Source organism: Oharaeibacter diazotrophicus, assembly GCF_004362745.1.
Classification (GTDB): Bacteria; Pseudomonadota; Alphaproteobacteria; order Rhizobiales; family Pleomorphomonadaceae; genus Oharaeibacter; species Oharaeibacter diazotrophicus.
In genome coordinates this window covers 327638-351867 of record NZ_SNXY01000006.1, presented here as the reverse complement: position 1 = coordinate 351867, position 24230 = coordinate 327638, and the positions used below count along the sequence as shown (strand labels likewise).

The following is a 24230-nucleotide window of genomic DNA, read 5'->3' as shown; positions in this document are numbered from 1 at the left end:
CGAGCCCCCGTCACCGTCCTTCGCGTAGACGGAGAGCCAACCACTCGGGCAGGCCGGCGTCCTTGATCTTGCGCAGGGCGCTGTCGACCTCGTAGGGCACGCGGTGCCACGTCACCTCGTCGCCGGCGCCGTCGTGCAGGCCCCAGCAGGCGCGCGGATCGCCGTCGCGCGGCTGGCCGACCGCGCCGATCACCGCGAGATGGCGGCGGATGCGCGACAGCGGCACCGGCTTGTCGGCGTGCGGGCGGAAGGTGATCGTCTTGCCGGTGGTGCCGGCGATGCCGTGCAGGATGCTGAAAAGGGCGGGCACGTGGGTGTGGCCGCAGAAGGTCAGGCGCGCGTCGGTGGCGTCGAGGCTCTCCGCCGCCTCATCGGCGGACGTGACGTAGGGCCAGGCCTCCGGCCGTGCCGCGCTGGCGTGGACGTAGAGCACGTCGCCCTCCTCGTGGGCGAGCGGCAGGTCGCGCAGGAACGCGCGGTGCGCCGGCGAGAGGCGGCCGATCGTCCAAGCCATCGCCGTGGCGGCGTTCTCGCTCATGCGGCGGCCACCGGTCTCGACGGCGGCGTCGTGGTTGCCGCGAATGCAGACGGCACCGTCCTCGACGAGGCGGGCGACGCGCTCGACCACGGCCTCCGGGTCGGCACCGTAGCCGACGACGTCGCCGAGGCAGACGATGCGGTCGACACCGACCTCCTCGATGTCGTCGAGCACGGCCTCGAGCGCCTCGCGGTTGCCGTGGATGTCCGTGATCAGCGCCGTGCGCATCGGGCCCGTGTCCTCCCCGCCCGTTCTCGTTGTTGCGGGGAGTATCGACCGCCGCGCGACGGGCGTCCATTCGACAACGTGCGCAGACGGCCGCGCCGCCGCTCACGCCGGCCGGTGGCAGACCGCCTCGATGTTGTGGCCGTCCGGGTCGAGCACGAAGGCGCCGTAGTAGTTCGGGTGATAGTGCGGGCGCAGGCCCGGGGCGCCGTTGTCGGTGCCGCCGGCGGCGAGCGCTGCGGCGTGGAAGGCGTCGACCGCCGCGCGGTCGGCGGCGACGAAGGCGACGTGGACGCGCAGGGCGTCCGCGCGGCCGCCGCTGCCGATCCAGAAGTCCGGCTTGGGGCCGGCGCCGAAGCCGGCGTGCGCCGCCGCCCCGGTCTCCTCGGCCGTCACCGCCATCACGAGGCCGTAGCCGAGCGGAGCGAGCGCGGCGGTGTAGAACGCCTTCGATCGCTCGAAGTCGGAGACTGGGAAGCCGATATGGTCGATCATGGCGTCGCTCTCCCGCGCCGGATGCCTCTCGTACCAGTCTCGGAACGTCCCGACTCGTCGGGACTTTCCGAGGTTGCGGCCATTCGGCCGGCGCCCTTCGGGCGCTCCTCGCCCGCATGCGTCCCGCTCCTTCGGGCCGGGACTTCACGAGCTCGGTAGCACCGGGCGGGACCGTCGCAGCCTCGCAGCGCCGGGCGGAACCGGCAAGTCCGGGGCGACCCCGACGCGAAAACGCCCCGGAGCGAGCCCCGGGGCGCATGCATCGGCGAGATGGCGACCGTTCGCGTCAGCCCGTCTTCAGCGGCACCTTCGGCACCAGACTGCCGCGCGGGCGCGGCGGCGGCGGCGTCTTGTCGTCGCCGGGCTTCGCCTTGGCGGCGCGGCGCGGCGGACGGGTCGCCGCGGCGGCCTTCTTCTCGTCGGCCTCCTCGACCTTGCGCTTCAGGGCCGGGTCGGGGATCGCGTCGAGCTTGAGGCCGGTCTCGCCGTCCTCCTTGGTCTCGACGGTGACCTTGACCGTGCCGCCCTTCTTCAGCACGCCGAACAGCACCGCGTCGGCGAGCGGGCGCTTGATGTGCTCCTGGATCACGCGGCCGAGCGGGCGGGCGCCCATGCGCTCGTCGTAGCCCTTCTCGGCCAGCCAACCGATCGCGGCGTCGTCGAGCTCGAAGGTGACGTTGCGGTCGGCGAGCTGGGCCTCGAGCTGCATGACGAACTTCTGCACCACCGACCGCACCACCTCGGCCGGCAGAGCGCCGAACGGGATGATGGCGTCGAGACGGTTGCGGAACTCCGGCGTGAACAGGCGGTTGATCGCCTCCTGGTCGTCGCCCTCGCGCTTGGCGCGGGTGAAGCCGACGGCCGCCTTGGCGAGGTCCTGCGCGCCGGCGTTGGTCGTCATGATCAGGATGACGTTGCGGAAGTCGACCTGCTTGCCGTTGTGGTCGGTCAGCTTGCCGTGGTCCATCACCTGCAGGAGGATGTTGAAGAGGTCCGGATGGGCCTTCTCGATCTCGTCCAAGAGCAGGACGCAGTGCGGATGCTGGTCGACGCCGTCGGTCAGGAGACCGCCCTGGTCGAAGCCGACGTAGCCCGGCGGGGCGCCGATCAGCCGCGAGACGGTGTGGCGCTCCATGTACTCCGACATGTCGAAGCGCAGCATCTGCACGCCGAGCACGGAGGCGAGCTGACGGGCGACCTCGGTCTTGCCGACGCCGGTCGGGCCGGAGAACAGGTAGTTGCCGATCGGCTTCTCCGGTTCGCGCAGGCCGGCACGAGCGAGCTTGATCGCCGAGGCGAGCGCCTCGATCGCCTTGTCCTGGCCGTAGACCACCCGCTTCAGGTTCTCCTCGAGATGCTCCAGCACCTCGGCGTCGTCCTTGGAGACCGACTTCGGCGGGATCCGGGCCATCGTGGCGATGGTCGCCTCGATCTCCTTGATGCCGATGGTCTTCTTGCGGCGCGCCTCGGGCAGCAGCATCTGCGACGCCCCGGTCTCGTCGATCACGTCGATCGCCTTGTCCGGCAGCTTGCGGTCGTTGATGTAGCGGGCCGACAGCTCCACCGCCGCCTTGATGGCGTCGTTGGTGTAGCGGACGCGGTGGTAGTCCTCGAAATAGGGCTTCAGGCCCTTCAGGATCTCGATCGCGTCCGGGATGGTCGGCTCGTTGACGTCGATCTTCTGGAAGCGGCGGACCAGCGCCCGGTCCTTCTCGAAGAACTGGCGGTATTCCTTGTAGGTGGTCGAGCCGATGCAGCGGATCGTGCCGCCGGCGAGCGCCGGCTTCAGGAGGTTGGAGGCGTCCATCGCGCCGCCCGAGGTGGCGCCCGCACCGATGACGGTGTGGATCTCGTCGATGAACATCACCGCGCCGGGATAGTTCTCGATGTCCTTGACGACCTGCTTCAGGCGCTCCTCGAAGTCGCCGCGGTAGCGGGTGCCGGCGAGCAGCGCGCCCATGTCGAGGGCGAAGATGGTCGAGCCGATCAGCACCTCGGGCACGTCGCCGTCGACGATGCGCTTGGCGAGTCCCTCGGCGATCGCGGTCTTGCCGACGCCGGGATCGCCGACGTAGAGCGGGTTGTTCTTGGAGCGGCGGCACAGCACCTGGATGGTGCGGTTGATCTCGTCGGCCCGGCCGATCAGCGGATCGATCTTGCCCTTCTTCGCCTTCTCGTTGAGGTTCACGCAGTAAGCGTCGAGGGCGTCGGACTTCTTCTTCTCGGCCGTCGGTCCGGTCTCGGCCGTGGTCGACTCCTCGTCGGCGCCGCGGGCGGCACGCTGCTCGGACATGCCGGCGCGCTTGGCGATGCCGTGGCTGATGTAGTTGACGGCGTCGTAGCGCGTCATGTCCTGCTCCTGCAGGAAATAAGCGGCGTGGCTCTCGCGCTCGGCGAAGATGGCGACGAGCACGTTGGCGCCGGTCACCTCGTCGCGGCCGGACGACTGGACGTGGATCACGGCGCGCTGGATCACGCGCTGGAAGCCGGCGGTGGGCTTGGACTCCTCGCCGAGTTCGGTGACGAGGTTGTCGAGCTCGGTGTCGATGTACTCGACCAGATTGCGCCGGAGCAGGTCGAGGTCGACGTTGCACGCCCGCATGACGGCGGCCGCGTCCTGATCCTCGACGAGGGCCAGCAGCAGGTGTTCGAGCGTCGCGTATTCCTGGCGTCGCTCGTTGGCGTAGGCCAGTGCCTGGTGCAGGGCCTTTTCGAGGCTACGGGAGAATGACGGCACGGGCGTACCTCACTTCTTTTCCATGACGCACTGCAGGGGGTGCTGATGGCGGCGGGCGAAGTCCATGACCTGGGTCACCTTCGTCTCGGCCACCTCGTAGGTGTAGATGCCGCATTCGCCGACGCCGTGATGGTGCACGTGCAGCATTATCTGGGTCGCCTCGTCGCGGGTCTTGTTGAAGAACCGCTCCAGGACGTGGACCACGAACTCCATCGGCGTGTAGTCGTCGTTGAGAAGCAACACGCGGTACATGCTCGGCCGCTTGGTCTTCGGCCGGGTCTTGGTGACGACACCGGTGCCGCTGTCGTTGTCGTCCTTGTCGTTGCGCCGGGTGTCTTTGGTCATCGTATGCGGCAGGCTCTTTCGTTGTCCGCCGGTGGCACGGGCGACCCGGAGGGGCGCGGCCGGCCGGGCCGGCGGACACCCGCCCGCCGCCTCCGTCCCGGTCGTGCCGGGTGCCGCATCGTCCCGCACCCTGTCCGGCATCGTCCCAACGCCGCTGGCTCACCGGATATAGGGCCGCCCTCCACGCGTTTACAGGCCGCCCCTTCCGTCTCGCCATCGAGTCGACCACGTCTCGCACGATTTGTGAAGCGACTTCCTGTGGGCAGACCGTCGCGCGGACCCCGAACGCACGAAGGCCCGGTGCGAGGACGCACCGGGCCTTCGATGATCGGCGACTGGAACGGCGGGCGGATCAGTACAAGGCGCCCGCGCCGTTCACGTCACTTCGGGAACTTGGCGGCGAAGCCTTCGTAGGGCTTCGCGATTTCCTTGGCGAGATCGGCGTAGAGCTCGCCGATCTTCGTGAACTGGCCGACCGCGTCCTCGTAGGACTTCTTGAAGTACTCGGTCTGGACCTCGATCACGACGTCGAGCGACTTGGCGCCGAGCAGCTTCTCGACGAACTTCGAGCCGTCCTCGAGCGAGCGCTTGGAGTAGTCGGTGGCCTCGGCGGCGATCGCCTGGAAGCCCTTGGACACGACGCCGGCGGACTTCACCGCGCTGTCGACGTTGTCCTTGAACACCTTCTGGATGTCTTCGTAGCCGTTCGCCATCTCGAGGCCTCCTTGTTTTCCGCCCGACGAGCCGCACCGGGCCGGAGCGCCCAACACGTGGGCACCCGCCTCCGGAACATGCCGCCATTATATGCGGTGCCGTCGGGGGGTCAACGATTTTTTGTGCGGTGCACAACGAACCTTTCGGCCTACGTGGAAACCTGGAGCGCGGGCGTTGCCGCAGTGCGGCAGACGGCGAGCCGCCACCCCGTCCGCGACACCACGGATCCATCCGATTTTACCGAATTGTAACCCCGACGGTCGCATCCTCTTCACCATGACGCGTGCGGTCCCGACGACCTCCGGGACCACACGATTCCGCCCGCCCGCAAGGGCCGGCGGCCGGGCCGTGCGAGCGCGAGGGCGATCAGTGCAGAGTTGGCGTGCGAGACTGGGAACCGCGATCAAGGCCGCCGTCGCGGTCGTCCTGGCCGGTGGCATCGCCGCCGGCGCGACCGGGGAGGCCCGGGCGGCCGCGCCCGCGGGCGTCTACCCCGACAAGTACGCGGCCATCGTGGTCGACACGGCGACGGGCAAGGTCCTCTACGAGGCCAACGCCGACGGGCGCCGCTATCCGGCCTCTTTGACCAAGATGATGACGCTCTACGTCCTGTTCGAGGACCTCGAGCGCGGCCGCTTCCGCCTCGACAGCCGGCTCGAGGTGTCGCGCAACGCCTCGGCGCAGCCGCCGTCGAAGCTCGGCCTCCGGCCCGGCGACACCATCACGGTCGAGGAGGCGATCAAGGGCCTCGTCACCAAGTCGGCCAACGACGCTGCCGCGACCATCGGCGAGAACCTCGCCGGTTCGGTGCCGGCCTTCGCCGACCGGATGACGCGGACCGCCCGCGCCCTCGGCATGAGCAACACCCGCTTCCGCAACGCCAACGGCCTGCCCGATCCCGGTCAGTACACCTCGGCGCGCGACATGATGAAGCTCGGCGTCGCTCTCCAGGTGCGCTTCCCGACCTATTACGAGTTCTTCAAGACCCGCTCCTTCACCTTCCGCGGCAAGGTGCACGGCAACCACAACCGTCTGCTCGGTGCGGTCGACGGCGTCGACGGCATCAAGACCGGCTACATCAACGCCTCCGGCTTCAACCTGGTCAGCTCGGTGAAGCGCGACGGCCGCAAGATCGTGGCGGTGGTGATGGGCGGCCGCACCGCCCGCTCGCGCGACGCCCACATGGTCCGGCTGATCGAGGCCTATCTGCCGCTCGCCTCCCGCGGCCGCGGCTACGACGACGAGCTCGTCGCCGCCGTCCGCTCGGCGCCCAAGGTGGCCGCGTCGGCGCCGCATCCGGTGCCCGAGGCGCTCCAGGCCGCCGCGCCGGAGGCGGTCGAGCATCCGCAGCCCTCGCCGCGCCCGGTCCAGGTCGCCGCGGACGGCATGCCGGAGATCGTCACCGCGTCGGTGGTCCCGACCGCCGTGCCCGAGAGCGCGCCGCAGCCGGTCGCCGCCGCCCGTCAGGTCCGTGTCGAGGCGATCCCGGTGCCGGTGTCCGAGCCGGTGTCGCTCGCCACCGCCAAGCTGCCGTCCTCGGCGGCCGAGGCCTTCGGCGACGTCGCCCCGCTGTCGTCGGCCGAGCGCGACGCCCTCGGCAGCATGATCGAGCAGACCATCGGCGAAGGCGACGCCGAGCCGATCGAGGTCGCCTCGGTCGACAGCGACATCGCCGCCCCGACGCCGCGCCGTACCGCCACCGCCCGGTCCGTGGCGCCGCCGGCCCCGGCCGCGGTGCGCGAGGAGGCCCGTGCCGCCGCCCGCGGCTGGATGATCCAGATCGGCGCCGTGCCCTCCAAGGCCGCCGCCGCCGACCTGATCCGCCGCGCCCAGGCCAAGGGCGGCAAGGCGCTCGCCGCCGCCGATCCGGTCACCGAGACCGTGTCGAAGGGTGGCCAGACCCTGGTGCGCGCCCGCTTCGCAGGTTTCGAGTCCGAGAAGGCCGCGTCCCGCGCCTGCGCCGCGCTGAAGCGCAGCGACATGAACTGCTACAGCTTCCGGCTCTGACCCGTCGTCGGTGCCGGACGTCCACCCGTATGCCCCCAGTCCCCCGTATCCGCGTCCCGGGAGCTACCGATGTTTGGAGAGAAGTCTGTCCTTGGCTTCGTTGATGCGCGCGGCCAGGAAGTTCGACCCGCCGGTGTCGGGGTGGACCTTCTTCATCAGTCTGCGGTGGGCGGCACGGATCTCCGGTTCGCCGGCCCCCTGAGGAAGTCCAAGGATCTGGTACGCCTCCTCCTCGCTCATGGCGCCCGCGTTCGGCGGTCGACGGCGCCCCGCTGCGCCGTCCGACTTCACGTGCTCACGCCATCCGGGCATGCGGCGGTCGAGGTAAACCTCTAACAGGCCGCGGCTCTCGGGATCGGCGGAGATCTCGAAGGCGAGCCGCTGCAGCGCCGCCGCGTCGAGGCTGTCGAGGTCGCGGCCCTCGAAGGTGCCGGCGAGGACGCGGCCGGTCATCTTGCCGGTGCGGTGGTCGAGTTCCATCTCGAGGGCGGCCGAGCGCACCATCGACTTGCGCGGCGCCCCGGACGCCGCCTTGCGGCGCGGCACCATCGAGCCGAACACGCCCTTGCCGTAGAGGTAGAACAGCACCACCGCGAGCGGGATGCCGAGGCCGACGCGGCCGGTCATCGCCAGAACCGCGGCGAGGCCGAGGCCGGCCAGGAACAGGCTCTGCCGTCCGCCCGCGAGCATGCTGGCCGGGTTCGCGTTGACGAACCAGCGTAGCGCGCCGTAGGCGCCGATCAGCGCGGATATGACGGTCAGGATCTGCAGCATGGCGTTGGCCGCCGGACGGGTGCCGGCGCGTCGTCCTCCCTGGCTCCATTTCTAGCACGGGCCGCCCCGTCGTCGAGGGGAGCCGTCGCACGCCGGGCGCGGTTCCGCGAACGCGGGCTCCGCCCCGACCGATCCTATCGCCGCATCGCGCCGATCAGCGCCCGCGCGCCGGCGTCGCGGCCGGCGAGCGCCTGCAGCGCCCCGAGGCCGCCGGCCGCATAGGCCGCGACGGCGCGCAGCAATGCACCGAGTTCGGCTGCCGAGCCCTCGGAGAAGGCGAGGTGGGCACCGCGGCTCAGCCGCGCGATCTCCTCGAAGGCGCGGGCGGCGGCGCGATCCGAGCCCTCCCGGAACAGGAACACCGGCGTGCCGAGGACGCCGAGGTCGCCCGCGGCTGCGGCGAGGTCGTCGACGCTCTCCTCCATGGCGTCGCCGACGTAGACCAGCGCGGCCACCCTGCCCTCGCGGGCGGTGCGCGCGGCGTGGCGCAGCACCTTGCCGATCTGGGTGCGGCCGCCGCGGCAGTCGATGCCCTCCATCAGCCGGGCGAGGCGGGCGGCGTCGGGGACGAAGCGGCTCGCCCTGCATTCGTCGTGGCCGCGGAAATAGACCAGTTGGACGTCGAGCCCGGCGATCCGGCCGGCCTCCGCGAACATCTCCGCCTGGAGCGAGGCCGCGCGGTCCCAGGTCGGCTGCCGGCTCATGGTGGCGTCGAGGGCGAAGATCAGGCGGGCGCGGTTCGGATCGGGCGCGGTATCCCGCGCGGCGGCGACGAACGCGTCGATCTCGGCCGCGGACGAGCGCACGGCGGCGGGACCGGCGCCGACGGAGGTCGGCGCCGAGGCACCGCGGCGGGCCGGTGTGTCGTCGCTCATGGCCACCTCGCTCGGGGACGAATCCAACCCCGAGCATATCGGAACCCGTCCGCCACGGCACAAGCGGGCGACGAACGGGCGCCACCCGCCCTGGCCGGAGGCGATGCGGCCCGGCGGGGAGACCCCGCCCCGCCGACGCCGTCCTCCGCGTCAGAGCGGGATGTTGTCGTGCTTCTTCCAGGGCTGCTCCATGTGCTTGTTGCGGAGCAGGCGGAGCGCGCGGGCGATGCGGCGGCGGGTCGAGTGCGGGAAGATCACCTCGTCGATGTAGCCGCGCTCGGCGGCGACGAACGGGTTGGCGAAGCGCTTCTCGTATTCCTTGATGCGCGCCTGGATCTTCTGGGGATCGGCGAGGTCGGCGCGGTAGAGGATCTCCGCGGCGCCCTTGGCGCCCATCACGGCGATCTCGGCGCTCGGCCAGGCGTAATTGATGTCGCCGCCGATGTGCTTGGAGCTCATGACGTCGTAGGCGCCGCCGTAGGCCTTGCGGGTGATCACGGTGATCTTCGGCACGGTCGCCTCGGCATAGGCGAACAGCAGCTTGGCGCCGTGCTTGATCAGCCCGCCGTATTCCTGCGCCGTGCCCGGCAGGAATCCGGGGACGTCGACGTAGGTGACGATCGGGATGCCGAAGCAGTCGCAGAAGCGGACGAAGCGGGCGGCCTTGCGGCTGGCGTCGCTGTCGAGCACGCCGGCGAGCACCATCGGCTGGTTGGCGACGAAGCCGACGGTACGGCCCTCGACGCGGCCGAAGCCGGTGATGATGTTCTTGGCGTGGGTGGCCTGGATCTCGAAGAAGTCGCCCTCGTCGACCGTCTTCAGGATCAGCTCCTTCATGTCGTAGGGCTTGTTCGGATTGTCCGGGATCAGGCTGTCCAGCGACTTGTCGATCCGCTCGGGATCGTCGTGGCACTCGATCTCCGGCAGCTCCGCCTGATTGTTCTGCGGCAGGAGGTCGATCAGCCGGCGCATCTCGATCAGCGCCTCGACGTCGTTCTCGAACGCGCCGTCGGCGATCGACGACTTCACCGTGTGCACCGAGGCGCCGCCGAGCTGCTCGTGGGTCACGGTCTCGTTGGTGACGGTCTTCACCACGTCCGGACCGGTCACGTACATGTAGGAGGTGTCGCGCACCATGAAGATGAAGTCGGTCATGGCCGGCGAGTAGACGTCGCCGCCGGCGCACGGGCCCATGATCAGCGAGATCTGCGGGATCACGCCCGACGCCCTGACGTTGCGCGTGAAGACCTCGCCGTAACCCGCGAGCGCCGCGACGCCTTCCTGGATGCGCGCGCCGCCGGCGTCGAACAGGCCGATGATCGGGGCGCGGTTCTTCAGCGCCATGTCCTGGATCTTGACCATCTTCTGGGCGTGGGTCTCGCTGAGCGAGCCGCCGAAGACGGTGAAGTCCTTGGAGAACACGAACACGACGCGGCCATTGACGGTGCCCCAGCCGGTGACGACGCCGTCGCCCGGCATCTTGGTCTCGTCCATGCCGAAGTCGGTGCAGCGGTGTTCGACGAACATGTCGAACTCCTCGAACGAGCCCTCGTCGAGCAGGATCTCGATGCGCTCGCGGGCCGTGAGCTTGCCCTTGGCGTGCTGCGCCCCGATGCGGCGCTCGCCGCCGCCGAGCCGCGCTTCGCCACGCCGCCGATCGAGTTCGTCGAGCACGTCCTTCATCTGACCAAGACTCCGTGGAAGGGCCCGGATTGCGGGCGAAACCGAACCCTTAGCTACACGAGCGCCTCCGGCCCGGCACCGTAGACCTTAGCCGCACCCCCCGCGTCAGGTCGGCGCGGCCGGGACAATTCCCCTCCCCTCGTTCACCGCCCCTTCGCCATGTCAGCTCGAAATCATGGACTATCCGTAATGTGTGCGCCGTTGTCCGGATGTCGCCGCCCGCGAACGGGGGCGCGCGGACACCGACCACCGCCGGGTGGCCGGTCGGAATCGGACGGACCGTCGGCACGGGGGTGCCGGGCGCGCCGCTGCGGCGTGGGCAGCCCACGCAGGCGCGGGCGGGGTCCGGGACATGACGGGAGGGCATCGTGGTCGACACCAGAACGAACATGCGGGCGGTCGCGGTAGCGGCGGCGGTCGTCGCCGGCACGGTCTTCGCCGGTCCCGACGCAAAGGCGGCCGCCGGCGTCAACTGGCCGACCGCTTCGGGCGACCTCGAGGGCACGCGCTTCTCGACGCTGAAGCAGATCGACACCACCAACGTCGGCACGCTGGTCGAGGACTTCGCGATCCCGACCAACACCCGCGGCAGCCACCAGGGCCAGCCGCTGGTGATCGGCGGCGTGATGTACGTGGTGACGCCGTTCCCGCACAAGCTGATCGCGATCGATCCGGCCGCCAAGGGCAAGGTGCTGTGGACCTTCGCCCCGTCCTTCAACGAATACGCCCACGGCGTCGCCTGCTGCGACGTCGTCAACCGCGGCGCCGCCTTCGGCGACGGCAAGATCGTCTTCAACACCCTCGACGACACCACCGTCGCCGTCGACGCCAAGACGGGCAAGCAGGTCTGGCGCACCAAGCACGGCCAGCCGGAGACCGGCGAGACGCTGACCGGCGCGCCGATCGTGGTCGGCGACCGCGTCCTCGTCGGCAACGCCGGCGCCGAACTCGGCCTGCGCGGCTGGGTCGCCGGGCTCGACCTCGCCACCGGGCGTCAGGTCTGGCGCGCCTACGCCACCGGCCCGGACGCCGACGTCCGCCTCGGCGGCGGCTTCGCGCCGTTCTACGCCAAGGACCGCGGCACCGACCTCGGCCGTACCACGTGGCCGGGCACGCTGTGGAAGCAGGGCGGCTCGACCTCGTGGGCCTGGTTCACCTATGCGGCCGACACCGGCCTCGTCTACTACGGCACCGCCAATCCGGGCGTCTGGAACCCGGACATGCGCATCGGCAACCCGAAGAACCCGGACCCGCGCCGCAGCGACAACAAATGGTCGTCGGCGATCTTCGCCCGCGACCCGAAGACCGGCGACGCCAAGTGGGTCTACCAGCTGACCCCGCACGACGCCTGGGACTACGACGCCGTCAACGAGAACATCGCAGTGACGCTGCCGATCGGCGGCAAGCCGCGCAAGGTGATCGTCCACTTCGACAAGAACGGCTTCGCCTACACGATCGATCGCGCCACCGGCGAGGTGCTGGTCGCCGAGCCCTTCGGCGCGGTGAACTGGGCCAAGGGCGTCGACCTTGCCACCGGCCTGCCCGACGTCGACCCGGCGATGGTGCCGCACCAGGGCAAGCTCTCCACCAACATCTGTCCGTCGGCCTTCGGCGTGAAGGACTGGGAGCCGGCCGCCTATTCGCCGCGCACCAAGCTGTTCTACGTGCCGACGCTGAACTTCTGCGAAAATTTCGAGCCGCTGAAGGCGCTCTACGTCGCCGGCGCGCCGTTCATGGGCGCCGATCTCGCGGTGCTGCCCGGCCCGAACGGGGCCGCCGGCACCTTCCATCTCGGCGAGCTCGTCGCCTGGGACGCGGCGACCGGCAAGCGCAAGTGGGGTGTCACCGAGCCGCTGCCGATCTATGCCGGCGTGCTCGCCACCCAAGGCGGCCTGATCTTCTACGGAACGCTCGACCGCCACTTCAAGGCGCTCGACGCGGCCACCGGCAAGACGCTGTTCGACACGAAACTCGAGTGCCCGGTGGTCGGCAACCCGATCAGCTTCGCAGGCACCGACGGCAAGCAGCGGATCGCGATCTACAGCGGCGTCGGCTGGCTGGCGGGCGGCTTCGCCGGCGGCACCTGCGCGACCAAGCCGGCCGGCGCGACCGCCCCCGGCGGCATGCTCCACGTCTTCCGCCTGCCGTGACGGAGGTTCGCGCCATGCCGCTCCGACCTCTCGCCGCCGCCGCCCTCGCCGCCACGGCGATCGTCGCGGCCGCCCCGTCCGCCGTCGCGGACGCGACCGCGACGGGCGAACTCCGGGTCTGCTCCGACCCCGACAACATGCCGTTCAGCAACCTCGCCGGGGCGGGCTTCGAGAACCGCATCGCCGACCTTCTCGCCGCCGACCTCGGGTTGACGGTGCGCTACAGCTGGGACGCGCAGTACCGCGGCTTCCTGCGTCGCACCCTGCGCGAGAACGACTGCGACGTCGTGATCGGCCTGCCCTACGGCTTCCCGGGTGTGAAGACGACGCGGCCCTACTACCGATCGTCCTACGTCTTCGTCACAGCCCCGGCCCACGGCGCCCCACCGGCCTCCTTCGACGATCCGGCGCTCGCCACCGCCCGGATCGGCCTGCCGGCACTCGGCATGGAGGGGGCGGCGACGCCGCCGGCCGCGGCGATCGCGGCGCGCGGGCTCTCGGCCAACGTCGAAGGCTTTCGCGTCTGGGGCGGCGCCGACGATCCGGACCCGCAGCGCCGCCTCGTCGAGGCGGTCGCGTCAGGCACGGTCGACGTCGCGGTGGTCTGGGGCCCGGTGGCCGGCTGGTATGCCGAGCCGTTCGGCAGCCGGATCGCGCTGACGCCGATCCTCGCCGATCCGCCGGCGCCGGAGTTGCGCTTCAGCTACGAGATCGCCGTCGCCACCCGCAAGAGCGACGGCGCCCTGCGCGACCGCCTCCAGGGCGCCCTCGACCGCCATCGCGCCGAGATCCGCGCGGTGCTGGATGCCTACGGCGTGCCCGACGTCGACACCCGCGCCCACCGCGACGCCAGTTGAGCGCCGCGCCGTCCCCATCGGCCGCGCCCGCCGCGGCCTTCGTCATTCCCCGCTCCGAAGGGGTTCACGAGATGAAGACCACCATCGCCCGTGCCGCCCGCCTCGCGGCCGCCACCGTCGTCCTCGGCACCGCGCTCGCCCCGTCCGCCGCCTCGGCGCTCGACAGCATCGGCGAGGGCCGGCGGCTCTACCTCAAGTACAACTGCTACGGCTGTCACGGCATGCGCGGCGGCGGCGCCATGGGTCCGCGCCTGATCGGCGAAGCCGAGTTCTCGGACGTGCGCGAGAAGGTGCTGTTCGGCGCCGACGAGGGGATGCCCTCCTACGGCCGCTTCATGACGTCGACCGACATCGCCAATCTCGCCGCCTATCTCGGCACCCTCGGCCGCAAGAACGAGCCGGTCTTCACCCATTGGTGGGAGAAGGTGCCTTCGCGCTGAGCGAGGTCGGCGTCGCGCCGCTGCGTTCGCCCGAGGCGGCGGCCGGCCGGGTGGCCGGCGGGCCGGCCTTGCGCTTCGGCTTGCCGGCGGGAACGGGCGCCGACCCGGCCGAGGCCTTCGGCCGCGGTGCCGTCGCCGGCGCCTTCGACGCGGGCCCGGCGGTCGGCGCCGCCACGGCTTCTCGGCCCGGAGCCGGCGACGCCTCGACGCCCGGCGCGACCGCCGGCGGTCGCTTCCCCTTCGCGGCGGCTCGCGATGTCTTCGCCTGCTCGGCGGCTCGGCGGGCCGTCGCCTGCGCCTACGCCCGTTCGACCTTCGCGGCGACCTCGTCGAGCGTCGCCAGCACCCGGTTGGGCGGTTCCATTCCCGCCGACCGCGCCGGGTCGTAGCGCGTGACGACATAGGCGCGCGTCTCGCCGAGCGAGACGAGATGCGCCAGCGTCTTCGCCCGAAACTGCAGACCGCAGGACGCGGCCAACGCGGAGTATTTCGCCATGTCGTGGTGGAGCCCGCGAATCTCCGCCGGCGAGCGTCCGTGCAGACGGAGATAGGCGTTGAGGTAGAGTTCGACGGCATGGATCGCGGCCAGCCGCCAGGGGGCGCGTCCGGTCGCGGCGGTGGCGTCGCCGTGAGCGGCGAGCAGATGCGCGGCCGCCCGATAGGAGCCGGCGAGGCCGGCGACGGCTTCGGGCGGGGCCGTCGCACCCGGATAGGGATCGTCGGCGATGCTCATCCGGCGATGAGATGTCGGCGGCCTGTAACTTTCGGTAAATTCAGCCGTGCAAACTCAACCTGCGGCATCCGGTTGCGCACATCGACCGCTCCGGACCGGGCGGCCGCCTTCCTTTCGGCCCGCCGGACGGCGGTCGCGGAAAGGTGATGGCGGCGCGCGTAACCGCGGGCTGGTTTCCATCGTCACTTCGGGAGATGGAAGCTCTCGACCGCAGAAGGTGCCGATGCCCGCCGCCCGCTCTCCCGTCCTCCTCGCCCCGTTCCACGATCGCGCCGGACGCTTCTCGGCGCTGAAGACCGCGACCTTCGTGCTCTGCCTCCTGCCCGCGGCCTGGATCGCCTGGCAGGCGGCGACCGGCGGGCTCGGGCCGCGTCCCTGGAACGCCGCCGTGCACCAGAGCGGCACCTGGGCGGTGCGCCTGCTGGTGGCGTCGCTGGCGATCAGCCCGGCCCGGCGGATCCTGGACGCGCCCCGTCTGATCCTGGTGCGCCGCATGGTCGGCCTGTTCGCCCTCGCCTACGCGCTCGGCCATCTCGTGCTCTATGCCGGCGACGAGAATTTCGTGCTCGCCAAGGTCGCGACCGAGATCGTGCTCCGGGTCTATCTCGCCATCGGCTTCGTCGCCCTCCTCGGCCTCCTCGCGCTCGGCGTCACCTCCACCGACGCCGCGATCCGGCGGATGGGATCGGCGTGGCAGCGGCTGCACCGGCTCGCCTACCCGATCGCCGTGCTCGCCCTCGTCCACCATTTCCTGCAGGCCAAGGTCGACGTCGGCCCGGCCGTGCTGCTGACCGGCCTGTTCCTGCTGCTGATGGCCTACCGGGTGGCGCAGGCGCGCGGCCCCGGGCTCGGACCGGCGGTGCTCGCGGGCGTCGCCATCGCGGTCGGCGTCCTCACGGCGGCGATCGAGGTCGGCTGGTACGGGCTCTTCACCGGCGTGCCCGCCGGCCGCGTGCTCGCCGCCAACCTCGATCCGGCCCTGATGCGGCCGGCGTGGTGGGTGGCGGCGGTCGGCCTCGCGGTCGCGGCCGCAGGCCTCGTCCGCCGTCGCCCGGCCGGTGACCGCCGCGGCTGTCCCGCGCCGGCGCGCTGACCGGTCGCGCTACACTCCCTTCACCGAATGCCCATATGGTGAAGTCCCGATCCCCGAGGACGATACCCTTGAGCGCGCTTCCGTTCCGTCTCCGCGAGGGCAGCCACGCCCATCTCAACGACCTGCGCATCTTCAAGGGGGTCGAGGCCTGGGTGTTCGACCTCGACAACACGCTCTATCCCGCCCACACCAACCTGTTCGCCCAGGTCGACGTGCGCATCCGCGACTTCGTCGCACGCCTGCTCGACCTCTCGCCCGAGACGGCGATGGACGTGCAGAAGGACTACTATCGCCGTTACGGCACCACCTTGCGGGGGCTGATGGAGGAGCACGGCATCACGCCCGACGGCTTCCTCGAATACGTCCACGACATCGACCATTCGGTGGTCGCCCCCGATCCGGCCCTCGGCGACGCGCTCGCGGCGCTGCCGGGCAAGAAGTTCATCTTCACCAACGGCTCGCGCCGTCACGCCGAGAAGACCGCCGCCCGTCTCGGCGTCGACGGCCACTTCGACGACATCTTCGACATCGTCTCGGCCGGCCTGCTGCCGAAGCCCAACCGCGAGGCCTACGACCTCTTCCTCGGCGCCACCGGCGTCACCCCGGGCCGCGCCGCCATGTTCGAGGATCTCGCGCGCAACCTCGCGGTGCCGCACCGCCTCGGCATGCGCACGGTGCTCGTGGTGCCGCAGGGCACCCGCGAGGTGTTCCGCGAGGCCTGGGAGCTCGAGGGCGAGGAGAGCCCGGACGTCGAGTTCGTCACCGACGACCTCGCCGGCTTCGTCGCCGCGGTCGCCGGTGCCATGAAGGCCTGATTCCAGTCTCGCAAAGTCCCGACGTGTCGGGACCTTGCGAGGTTTCGGCCGTTCGGCCGGCGCCCGGTCGGGCGCTTCTCGCCCGCAACGCTCCGACCAAAGGTCCGAACTTTGCGAGCTCGGTACGAGCCCGGCCGCCGACGCTCCGGGGTCGCACCCCGTCCCCGCATGGCTCCCGCCCGCGGGATATTGTGGCCTTCCCGTGCGATTTCGGGTATCTCCCGGATCCGAGCCCTTTTCATTCCTCGAGCACGCCGCCGCCGCGACCGCCCCGACGTCGCCGCCGCGCGCTCAGCCGTTCCCGGAACCGTCCATGCCCTTCACCGTCGACAACGCCCTGGTGGCGCAAGCCCTCGCCGACCGCGGCTACACCGAACCGACCCCGGTGCAGGCCGCGGTGGCCGATCCCGCCCTCGGCGGCGCCGACCTCCTCGTGTCCGCCCGCACCGGCTCCGGCAAGACCGTCGCCTACGGCCTCGCCATGGTGCCGACGCTGCTGGACGGCGCCGAGCGCTTCCCCGGCCCGACCACGCCGAAGGCGCTGGTCGTGGCGCCGACGCGCGAACTGGCGCTCCAGGTCCACCGCGAGCTCGCCTGGCTCTACGGCAAGGCCGGCGGGCGGGTGCTGACCTGCGTCGGCGGCATGGATCCGCAGCGCGAGAAGAAGGCGCTCGCTATGGGCGCCGACGTGGTGGTCGGCACGCCCGGCCGCCTGCGCGACCACATGGAGCGCGGCCGCCTGATCACCGACGATCTCAGCGCCGTCGTGCTCGACGAGGCCGACGAGATGCTGAACCTCGGCTTCCGCGAGGATCTCGAGTTCATCCTCGGCGCCACGCCGACCGATCGCCGCACGCTGTTGTTCTCCGCCACGCTGCCGGCCGAGATCGTCCGCCTCGCCACCCGCTTCCAGCGCGAGGCCGTGCGCATCGACGTCACCGAGGACGACACCGGCCACGCCGACATCGACTACCGCGCCCTGCGCATCGCCGGCCACGAGATCGAGAAGGCCGTCGTCAACGTGCTGCGCTGGTACGAGGCGCGCGCCGCCATCGTGTTCTGCGCCACCCGCGAGGCGGTGCGCCGCCTGCACGGCGCGCTGCAGGAGCGCGGCTTCCAGGTCGTCGCCCTCTCCGGCGAGATGACCCAGGCCGACCGCAACCAGGCGCTGACCTCGATGCGCGACGGCCGCGCCCGCGTCTGCGTCGCCACCGACGTCGCCGCCCGCGGCATCGACCTGCCCGACCTCGGCCTCGTCGTCCACGCCGAGCTGCCGAACGACCCGGAGGTGCTGACGCACCGCTCCGGCCGCACCGGCCGCGCCGGTCGCAAGGGCACCGCGGTGCTGCTGGTGCCGCATTCGCGCCGCCGCAAGGCCGAGAGCCTGCTCGCCGGCGCCGGCGTCGTCGCCGAATGGGCCGGCGCGCCGACCGCCGAGGAGATCCGCCGCCTCGACGGCGAGCGTCTCGCCGCCGACCCGATGCTGACCGAGGAACCGACCGAGGAGGATCTCGAGCTCGCCCGCCGCCTCGCCGAGGGCCGCAGCTCCGAGGAACTCGCCGCCGCGCTGATCCGCTACGCCCGCGTCGGCCTGCCCTCGCCCGAGGAGCTGATCGTGCCCGCCGCAGAGCGGCCGGAGCGCCGCGCCGCCGCCGAGGGCCCGCGCGTGGACGAGGGCGCCGTCTGGTTCCGCCTCGCCGTCGGCCGCCGCGACGGCGCCGAGGTCCGCCACATCCTGCCGCTGATCTGCCGGCGCGCCGCGATCCCGAAGCGCGAGATCGGCACCATCCGCATCGGCGACCGCGAGACGCTGTTCGCCGTCACCGCCGCCGCCGCCGGCCAGGTCGCCTTCGCCGCCGCCAACGGCGGCCCCGGCGACGTGCCGATCGCCCCCGCCGACGGCGAGCCGGTCGCCCCGCAGCGCCGTCGCTTCAAGGACGACGGCCGCCCAGCCCCCGCCGGCCGCCCCACCAAGCCGCCGCGCCGCAAGGAACGCCACGGCTGAGGGGACGGCAAGATCTCGAGGGGCCGGCGGCGCGAGGCCGTCGGCTCGACCTCACTCCGCCCGGCGCTTCTCGCCGCGGATGAGCGCGAGGTTGCGCAGGTAGATCACGAGGCCGAGGCCCTGGCCGGCGATGAAGACCGGGTCCTCGCGCTGGATCGCGTAGACCAGCAGCAGCACGCCGCCGCCGAGCGAGAAGAACCAGAAGGCGACCGGGACCACCGAGCGCTTGGCCTTCTCGCTGGCGAGCCACTGCACCACGAAGCGCATCATGAACAGGAACTGGGCCACGAAGCCCAGGATGACCCAGAAGTCGATCTGCTTGACGAAGACGTCGTGCAGCCACTGGGCGAAGCTGTTGAGGATCTCAGGCACGCTCGCCTCCGATCTCGGATACCACGGGGATGCGCTTGCGGCGCTTCAGGAGCCACCAGACGCCGAACAGATCGAGCGCACCGCGCAGGCCGCGGTCGAAGATGCCGTAGTTGGAGCGGCCGAACCGGCGCGAGCGGTCGACGACGTCGACGTGGGTGACGCCGAAGCCCTCGCGGATCACCAGCGCCGGCAGGAAGCGGTGCCAGCCGTCGAAATAGGGCAGCAGCACGAAGACGTCGCGGCGCAGCGCCTTGAGGCCGCAACCGGAATCGCGGGTGCCGTCCTTCAGGATCGACCCGCGCAGGCCGTTGGCGAAGCGCGAGGCGTGCTTCTTCCAGAAGCCGTCGGTGCGCTTCAGGCGCTGGCCGGCGGCGAGCGCCACCGACGGGCCGGCGGCGTCGAGGGCGGCGAGCAGCGCCGGGATGTAGGCCGGGTCGTTCTGGCCGTCGCCGTCTATGGTGACGACCACGGCGCCGCGGGCGGCCAGCACGCCGGAGCGCACCGCCGCGCTCTGGCCGCAGGGTCGCTCGTGGCGGACGTGGCGGACCGGTTCGCCGGCGGCGCGCAGGCTGGCGAGCAGCGCGCCGGTGCCGTCGGTCGAGCCGTCGTCGACCACGACGACCTCGTGCGGCCGGCCGGCGAGCGCCCTCAGGATCTCGTCGATCAGGATGGCGAGATTCTCCGCCTCGTCCTTGGCGGGGATCACGACGGAGACGAGCCCCGGGTCGGAGGCGTGCTCGGCAGGGACGGTCATGGGCGGGAGGTTCCGGACGGACGGGCGGCGCGGGGCGGTATCCGCCAGCGCCATGACGGATGCAAGACAAAATCGGGCGAGCGCGCCGAGATCGGCGCGAAGCTCCGCGCGCGGATAGGGCTTCGGCCGCGCGATCGGGCCGGTGCCCGGGACGAAGCCGTGGCCGTGGCGGGCGAAGACCGCGGCGACCAGCAACGTGCCGAAGCCGCCGAGCGCGAGGCCGGCGACGACGTCGCTGAGGTGGTGCGCGCCGACCACCATGCGCGAGGCCCCGACCGCCAGCGCCAGCGGCCAGACGACGAGGCCGAGCCGCGGCTTCAGCACCGTCAGCGCCATGGCGAGGGCCGCGGCGGTGGTGGCGTGGCCGGACGGGAAGCTCGCGTAGTCGGGATCGAACGCGAAGCGCACGGCGGTGGCGTCGGCTCCGAGGCTCGGGCGCGGCATCCCGATCGCGTATTTCAGCATCACCGCGGCAAGGCCGCAGCCGGCGACGGCGGCGAACAGGAACTCGATCCGAGCGGCGAGCCGGCCGAGCGGGCGCTCGGGCACGGCGCGCGACAGCCGCGGCAGCAGCCGGCAGGCGAGGATGGCGAGGCCGAGCGGGATCAGGATCCAGTCGGACTTGCCGAGCCGCGTCGCGGCGCGGAACAGCGACCGCGTCGTGCCCTCGGCCGAATGGGCGAAGGCGCCGACCTCGGCGTCGAAGGCGAAGGCCGTCACGGTCAGGGCGGCGGCGAGCACGACGCCGAGGCCGAGCACGGCCCGGAGCGTGTCCGGATGGCGCCAGCCGGGATCGGGGCGGAGCCGCGGGAGGCGGATCATCGCGGTCACGGCCGGACGTAGAGCGCGAGGCTGCGCGGCTTCAGGCCGTTGAGGTTGCGGCCCTCGACGGTGGCGATCGCCGCCGGCTGGGCGGCGCCCGCCGCGGCGAAGGCGGCGGAGACCTCGCCGCCCTTGCGCGCGTCCACCGCCAGCACGGCGCAGTCGGCCGCCTGGAAGGCCGCGACGCCGCCGGCGGCGTCGGCGAGCACGGTGCCGGTGCCGGCGCGGAACACGAGGCTCGGCTCGCCGTAGCCGACCGAGATCACCGTCGGCGCCGGGCAGGCCTTCACGCGCTCGACTTCGGCCATCAGCCGCTCGGTCAGCCAGATGTGCTCGGCGCGCGGGAACAGGAGGGCGAAGCCGGTCGTCGCCACGGCGGCGGCCGCCACGGCGGTCACCACCACGCCGAGGCGGGTGCGGCCGCGCACCAGCAGCCACGACGCCGCGATCGCCAGCGCCCCGGCGGCGACGCCGCCGGCGAGGCCGAAGGGCTCCGCCCGGCCCTCGTAGACCACGAAGACCGCGTTGAGGCCGATCGAGAGCGCGAGCCCGCCGAGCGCGACCAGGAGGTAGCTGCCGCGCCGCCACCACGACGTCGCGGCGAGCGCGCCGGCCGAGAGTGCCAGCCCGGCGCCGACCGCGAAAGCCGGCATGAACGGCAGCACGTAGTTCGGCAGCTTGGTCGCGATCGCCTCGAACGCGATCCAGCCCGGCAGCACCCAGGCGATCAGGAAGGTGGCGGCCTTGTCGCGCCGGGCCGCGATCGCCCAGGCGATCGTCGCCGGGATCAGCGCCGACAGCGGCCAGAAGGTGGCGAGCGCGACGAGGGCGTGGGTGCCGGGCGGCGCGCCGTGGCTCTCCTGGCCGCTCGCGACCTTGGCCAGCATGTCGTCGCCGATCGACTTGGTGAAGAAGGCGCCCTCGGAGATCCAACCGATCGCCACCAGCCAGGGCGCTACCAGCAGCAGCATCCAGGCGAGGCCGCGCAGTGGCGACAGCGCGCGCCAGAGCCCGGTGGAACGCTCGACGACGGACAGCACCGCCAGCGAGCCGCCGACCACCAGCAGGATCACCGGCCCCTTGACCAGGATGCCGACCGCGAGCGCGGTCCAGAACACCGCGTTGCGCCCGAAGGCGCGTCGGCGCTCCGGATCCATCCACAGTGCGGCCAGCGCCCATTCCGCGGCGAGCACGGTGGCGAGCAGGACGCCGTCGGTCTTGGCGATGCGCGCCTCGACGCCGAGTTCGATGGTGCCGACGGCGAGCAGGCCGGCGACGAGGCCGACGCCGGCGCCGCCGAGGGTGCGGCCGATCGCGTAGGTGAGGAGCACGGCGAGCACCGCGCCGGCCAGCGAGGGGATCCGGTAGACCCAGATCGGCGCCGCGGCGCCCTGCCCCGACGCCTCGACGGCAGCGCCCTGCAGCCAGTAGATCCCGACCGGCTTCTTGTAGCGCGGCTCGTCCTGGAAGCGGATGTCGATCCAGTTTCCGGTCTCGACCATCTGCCGCGTCGCCTGGACGAAGCGGGCCTCGTCGCGGTCGGTGACAGGCAGCGTCGCGATGCCGGGCGCCAGCGTCGCGAGCGCCACGACGAGGAGCACCGCGAGGTCGAACGCCAGCCGGCCGCCGCGGCCGAGCCGGCGCCAGAACGACGGACCGGCCGCCGGCGCGGCGGGCGTGGTCGCCGGCGCCTCGCGCCCGGTCGGCCCGGCGGTCACGGTGGGATCGGCTGCGGTCATCTCGGCGTAAGGCCTCGGTGTCGGCGGGAGGGCCCCGATGCCGCGGCAATGCAGCATTTCCGAGGCGGGTTCAATGGCGATCCGCACCGCCGGCGTCGATTGGGCGCGATCGCCCGTCCGGCCGCGCGGGCGACTACGCCCTATGGCGCGGGCGCGGACGCGGCCGTTCGTGCCATGATGTCCGCCCATTTGGGTCGATAGGGTGCGCCGACGCGGCCGGAGAGTGAATCGGAGGACGGATGGAGGCGATCGCCGGTGCCAATTTCGGTCTCGCCCTCGGCGCGATCCTGATCCTCCTCGGCATCCTCTCGAGCCTCGTCGCCTCGCGCTTCGGCACGCCGTTGCTGCTGGTGTTCCTGGTGCTCGGCATGTTCGCCGGCGAGGACGGCCCGGGCGGCATCGCCTTCGACAACTACCAAGCCACCTATCTGATCGGCTCCTGTGCGCTCGCGATCATCCTGTTCGACGGCGGCCTCAGGACCCGGCTGTCCTCGATCCGCGACGCCATCGGGCCGTCGGTGACGCTCGCCAGCCTCGGCGTCGCGATCACCAGCGCCGTGGTCGGCGCCTTCGCCGTCTTCGTCTTCCACTCCAGCTGGATCCAGGGCCTCCTCATGGGCGCGATCGTCGCGTCCACCGACGCGGCGGCGGTGTTCTTCCTCTTGAAGACCGGCGGCCTGCAGCTCCGGCCGCGAGTCGGCGCCGTGCTGGAAATGGAGTCCGGCTCCAACGACCCGGTGGCCGTGTTCCTGACGCTCGTGCTCACCGAACTCGCCCTCGCCGGCGGCGGGGCCGGCTGGCAGACGGCGGTGGAGCTGTTCCGGCAGGCCGTGCTCGGCGGCGCCTTCGGCCTCGCGGCCGGCTTCGTGTCGGTGTTCCTGCTCAACCGGCTGCGGCTGCTCTCGGGCCTGCACCCGCTGTTCGTGATCGCGATGGCGATCGCGACCTTCGGCGTCACCGCCCTCCTCGACGGCTCCGGCTTCCTCGCCGTCTACGTCTGCGGCCTCGTGGTCGGCAACCGCTCGGTCCGGGCCTACCATTCGATCGTCAACTTCCACGACACCGCGACCTGGCTCTGCCAGATCGTGATGTTCCTCATGCTCGGCCTCCTGGTCACGCCGACCGAACTCCTCGACTACGCCGTCCCGGGCCTGATGCTCGCCGCCTTCCTGATGCTGGTTGGCCGGCCGGCGGCGGTGTGGCTCTGCCTGAAGCCGTTCGGCTTCGCGCGCGAGGAGATGCTGTTCGTTTCCTGGGTCGGCCTGCGCGGGGCGGTCTCGATCTTCCTGGCGGCGATCCCGACGCTCGCGGGCGTCGAGGGTGCCGACGCCTATTTCAACGTCGCGTTCTTCGTGGTGATGGTGTCTCTGATCGTCCAGGGCTGGACGATCGGCCCGGCAGCCCGCCTCCTCGGCATGGCGCTGCGCCGGCCCGCGCCGTCCGCCAACCGCGTCGACATCGACCTGCCCGGCCAGATCGAGAAGGAACTGGTCGGCTATCCGATCGTCGCCGACAGCTTCGTGGCGCTCCGGCCGTCGTCGCTGCCGGGCTGGCTGAAGCCGGTGCTGGTGGCGCGCGACGGCGAGGTCCGCAACGCCGCCGAGGTCGGCGACCTGCGCGTCGGCGACTACGCCTACTTCCTGGTCGGAGCCGAGCGCGCCAAGAAGCTCGACCGCATGTTCGCGCCGCTGCCGCCCGACGCCGTGCAGGCGGCGCGTCGGCCGCTGTTCGGCGAGTTCGCCATCGCCGGCGACGCCCCGCTCGGGGAAATCGCGGCCTTCTACGACATCGAGGCCCCGAAGGGCCTCGCGCCGCTCACCGTCGCCGAGGCCTTCGCGGCCCGCCACGGCGATAAGGTCCGCGTCGGCAGCCGCATCGACCTCGGCTCCTTCGCCGCGATCGTCGTGCGCGCCGTCGAGGACCACAGGGTCACCCGCGCCGGCCTCAGGATCGAGGACGTCGTCGACCTCGCGGTCCCGCCCACGCCGGAACGACGCCGGGCCGGCGGCCCGCTCGGAACCGCGATCCGCCGGATCGTGCCCGGCGGGCGGGCCTGA

At 71.8% G+C, this 24230-nt stretch carries 20 protein-coding genes and 1 pseudogene; 8 read left to right on the top strand and 13 right to left on the bottom strand.

The genetic code is table 11. The features are described from left to right. Positions 1-10 precede the first annotated feature (10 nt). From EDD54_RS01765 to EDD54_RS01745, 5 genes are all read right to left on the bottom strand, one after another. A complete protein-coding gene (locus EDD54_RS01765; RefSeq protein WP_126537143.1) occupies positions 11-766 on the bottom strand; it encodes a metallophosphoesterase family protein in 756 nt (251 codons plus the stop codon). Positions 767-868: 102 nt separating this feature from the next. Then, a complete protein-coding gene (locus EDD54_RS01760) occupies positions 869-1258 on the bottom strand; it encodes a VOC family protein (protein ID WP_126537145.1) in 390 nt (129 codons plus the stop codon). A 286-nt stretch (positions 1259-1544) separates the two neighbouring features. Further along, positions 1545-3995 (bottom strand): ATP-dependent Clp protease ATP-binding subunit ClpA, encoded by a 2451-nt coding sequence (gene clpA / locus EDD54_RS01755; protein WP_126537147.1) that lies wholly within the window; start codon positions 3993-3995, stop codon positions 1545-1547. Between the two features lie 9 nt (positions 3996-4004). Then, complete coding sequence (gene clpS, locus EDD54_RS01750) at positions 4005-4340, bottom strand: ATP-dependent Clp protease adapter ClpS (protein WP_126537149.1); 336 nt, start codon at positions 4338-4340, stop codon at positions 4005-4007. Positions 4341-4720: 380 nt separating this feature from the next. After that, positions 4721-5053, bottom strand: a complete 333-nt coding sequence (locus EDD54_RS01745; RefSeq protein WP_126537151.1) for a phasin family protein — start codon at positions 5051-5053, stop codon at positions 4721-4723. Between the two features lie 370 nt (positions 5054-5423). Between EDD54_RS01745 and EDD54_RS01740 the strand changes: the two genes are divergently transcribed. Next, positions 5424-7061: a D-alanyl-D-alanine carboxypeptidase gene (locus tag EDD54_RS01740; RefSeq protein ID WP_208112137.1), complete on the top strand. Its 1638-nt coding sequence runs from the start codon at positions 5424-5426 to the stop codon at positions 7059-7061. 63 nt (positions 7062-7124) lie between these two features. Here the strand turns inward: EDD54_RS01740 and EDD54_RS01735 are convergent, their stop codons facing one another. From EDD54_RS01735 to EDD54_RS01725, 3 genes are all read right to left on the bottom strand, one after another. Beyond that, positions 7125-7835 (bottom strand): DnaJ domain-containing protein, encoded by a 711-nt coding sequence (locus tag EDD54_RS01735; RefSeq protein WP_126537155.1) that lies wholly within the window; start codon positions 7833-7835, stop codon positions 7125-7127. A 134-nt stretch (positions 7836-7969) separates the two neighbouring features. Next, a complete protein-coding gene (locus EDD54_RS01730; RefSeq protein WP_126537157.1) occupies positions 7970-8710 on the bottom strand; it encodes a VWA domain-containing protein in 741 nt (246 codons plus the stop codon). Positions 8711-8860: 150 nt separating this feature from the next. Further along, a complete protein-coding gene (locus EDD54_RS01725; protein WP_126537159.1) occupies positions 8861-10393 on the bottom strand; it encodes an acyl-CoA carboxylase subunit beta in 1533 nt (510 codons plus the stop codon). Positions 10394-10761: 368 nt separating this feature from the next. On the opposite strand from EDD54_RS01725, the gene EDD54_RS01720 reads away from it, so the two are divergent. The 3 genes from EDD54_RS01720 (at position 10762) to EDD54_RS01710 (ending at position 13840) form a co-directional block, all read left to right on the top strand. Next, entirely contained in the window at positions 10762-12543 is a 1782-nt protein-coding gene (locus tag EDD54_RS01720) for a PQQ-dependent dehydrogenase, methanol/ethanol family (RefSeq protein ID WP_126537161.1), read from the top strand. 14 nt (positions 12544-12557) lie between these two features. After that, entirely contained in the window at positions 12558-13400 is an 843-nt protein-coding gene (locus tag EDD54_RS01715) for a quinoprotein dehydrogenase-associated putative ABC transporter substrate-binding protein (RefSeq protein WP_126537163.1), read from the top strand. 71 nt (positions 13401-13471) lie between these two features. Further along, positions 13472-13840 (top strand): c-type cytochrome, encoded by a 369-nt coding sequence (locus tag EDD54_RS01710; RefSeq protein WP_126537165.1) that lies wholly within the window; start codon positions 13472-13474, stop codon positions 13838-13840. Positions 13841-14138: 298 nt separating this feature from the next. Here the strand turns inward: EDD54_RS01710 and EDD54_RS01705 are convergent, their stop codons facing one another. Further along, positions 14139-14573, bottom strand: coding sequence for a HEPN domain-containing protein (locus EDD54_RS01705; protein ID WP_126537167.1), 435 nt, complete (start codon positions 14571-14573; stop codon positions 14139-14141). A 223-nt stretch (positions 14574-14796) separates the two neighbouring features. Between EDD54_RS01705 and EDD54_RS01700 the strand changes: the two genes are divergently transcribed. The 3 genes from EDD54_RS01700 (at position 14797) to EDD54_RS01690 (ending at position 18486) form a co-directional block, all read left to right on the top strand. After that, the gene (locus EDD54_RS01700; RefSeq protein ID WP_126537169.1) at positions 14797-15666 is read left to right on the top strand and encodes a protein-methionine-sulfoxide reductase heme-binding subunit MsrQ; all 870 of its coding nucleotides are present in this window, start codon (positions 14797-14799) and stop codon (positions 15664-15666) included. 68 nt (positions 15667-15734) lie between these two features. Then, positions 15735-16481, top strand: coding sequence for a pyrimidine 5'-nucleotidase (locus EDD54_RS01695; protein ID WP_425374977.1), 747 nt, complete (start codon positions 15735-15737; stop codon positions 16479-16481). 313 nt (positions 16482-16794) lie between these two features. After that, positions 16795-18486, top strand: a complete 1692-nt coding sequence (locus EDD54_RS01690; protein ID WP_126537173.1) for a DEAD/DEAH box helicase — start codon at positions 16795-16797, stop codon at positions 18484-18486. Between the two features lie 51 nt (positions 18487-18537). Here EDD54_RS01690 and EDD54_RS01685 read toward each other — a convergent pair whose 3' ends face one another. The 4 genes and pseudogenes from EDD54_RS01685 to EDD54_RS01675 form a co-directional block, all read right to left on the bottom strand. After that, the gene (locus EDD54_RS01685) at positions 18538-18858 is read right to left on the bottom strand and encodes a lipid-A-disaccharide synthase N-terminal domain-containing protein (protein WP_126537175.1); all 321 of its coding nucleotides are present in this window, start codon (positions 18856-18858) and stop codon (positions 18538-18540) included. Then, a complete protein-coding gene (locus EDD54_RS23335; RefSeq protein WP_245515678.1) occupies positions 18851-19612 on the bottom strand; it encodes a glycosyltransferase family 2 protein in 762 nt (253 codons plus the stop codon). The genes EDD54_RS01685 and EDD54_RS23335 overlap by 8 nt, the downstream gene beginning before the upstream one ends. A 183-nt stretch (positions 19613-19795) precedes the next feature. Next, positions 19796-20434: pseudogene (locus EDD54_RS23615) on the bottom strand (phosphatase PAP2 family protein); the annotation flags it as partial. Between the two features lie 5 nt (positions 20435-20439). Continuing rightward, complete coding sequence (locus EDD54_RS01675; RefSeq protein WP_166653422.1) at positions 20440-22173, bottom strand: ArnT family glycosyltransferase; 1734 nt, start codon at positions 22171-22173, stop codon at positions 20440-20442. A gap of 239 nt (positions 22174-22412) precedes the next feature. Here EDD54_RS01675 and EDD54_RS01670 point away from each other — a divergent pair, with 239 nt between their 5' ends. Next, positions 22413-24230, top strand: coding sequence for a potassium/proton antiporter (locus EDD54_RS01670; RefSeq protein WP_126537181.1), 1818 nt, complete (start codon positions 22413-22415; stop codon positions 24228-24230).

Bases quoted from the DNA above. Each gene is read 5' to 3' on its own strand.
- EDD54_RS01700 (WP_126537169.1), top strand. From the start codon at position 14,797: ATGCCCGCCGCCCGCTCTCCCGTCCTCCTCGCCCCGTTCCACGATCGC.
- EDD54_RS01730 (WP_126537157.1), bottom strand. From the start codon at position 8,710: ATGAGCGACGACACACCGGCCCGCCGCGGTGCCTCGGCGCCGACCTCC.
- EDD54_RS23335 (WP_245515678.1), bottom strand. From the start codon at position 19,612: ATGACCGTCCCTGCCGAGCACGCCTCCGACCCGGGGCTCGTCTCCGTC.
- EDD54_RS01675 (WP_166653422.1), bottom strand. From the start codon at position 22,173: ATGACCGCAGCCGATCCCACCGTGACCGCCGGGCCGACCGGGCGCGAG.
- EDD54_RS01735 (WP_126537155.1), bottom strand. From the start codon at position 7,835: ATGCTGCAGATCCTGACCGTCATATCCGCGCTGATCGGCGCCTACGGC.
- EDD54_RS01765 (WP_126537143.1), bottom strand. From the start codon at position 766: ATGCGCACGGCGCTGATCACGGACATCCACGGCAACCGCGAGGCGCTC.
- EDD54_RS01715 (WP_126537163.1), top strand. From the start codon at position 12,558: ATGCCGCTCCGACCTCTCGCCGCCGCCGCCCTCGCCGCCACGGCGATC.
- EDD54_RS01745 (WP_126537151.1), bottom strand. From the start codon at position 5,053: ATGGCGAACGGCTACGAAGACATCCAGAAGGTGTTCAAGGACAACGTC.
- EDD54_RS01760 (WP_126537145.1), bottom strand. From the start codon at position 1,258: ATGATCGACCATATCGGCTTCCCAGTCTCCGACTTCGAGCGATCGAAG.
- clpS (WP_126537149.1), bottom strand. From the start codon at position 4,340: ATGACCAAAGACACCCGGCGCAACGACAAGGACGACAACGACAGCGGC.
- EDD54_RS01710 (WP_126537165.1), top strand. From the start codon at position 13,472: ATGAAGACCACCATCGCCCGTGCCGCCCGCCTCGCGGCCGCCACCGTC.
- EDD54_RS01670 (WP_126537181.1), top strand. From the start codon at position 22,413: ATGGAGGCGATCGCCGGTGCCAATTTCGGTCTCGCCCTCGGCGCGATC.
- EDD54_RS01725 (WP_126537159.1), bottom strand. From the start codon at position 10,393: ATGAAGGACGTGCTCGACGAACTCGATCGGCGGCGTGGCGAAGCGCGG.
- EDD54_RS01690 (WP_126537173.1), top strand. From the start codon at position 16,795: ATGCCCTTCACCGTCGACAACGCCCTGGTGGCGCAAGCCCTCGCCGAC.
- EDD54_RS01705 (WP_126537167.1), bottom strand. From the start codon at position 14,573: ATGAGCATCGCCGACGATCCCTATCCGGGTGCGACGGCCCCGCCCGAA.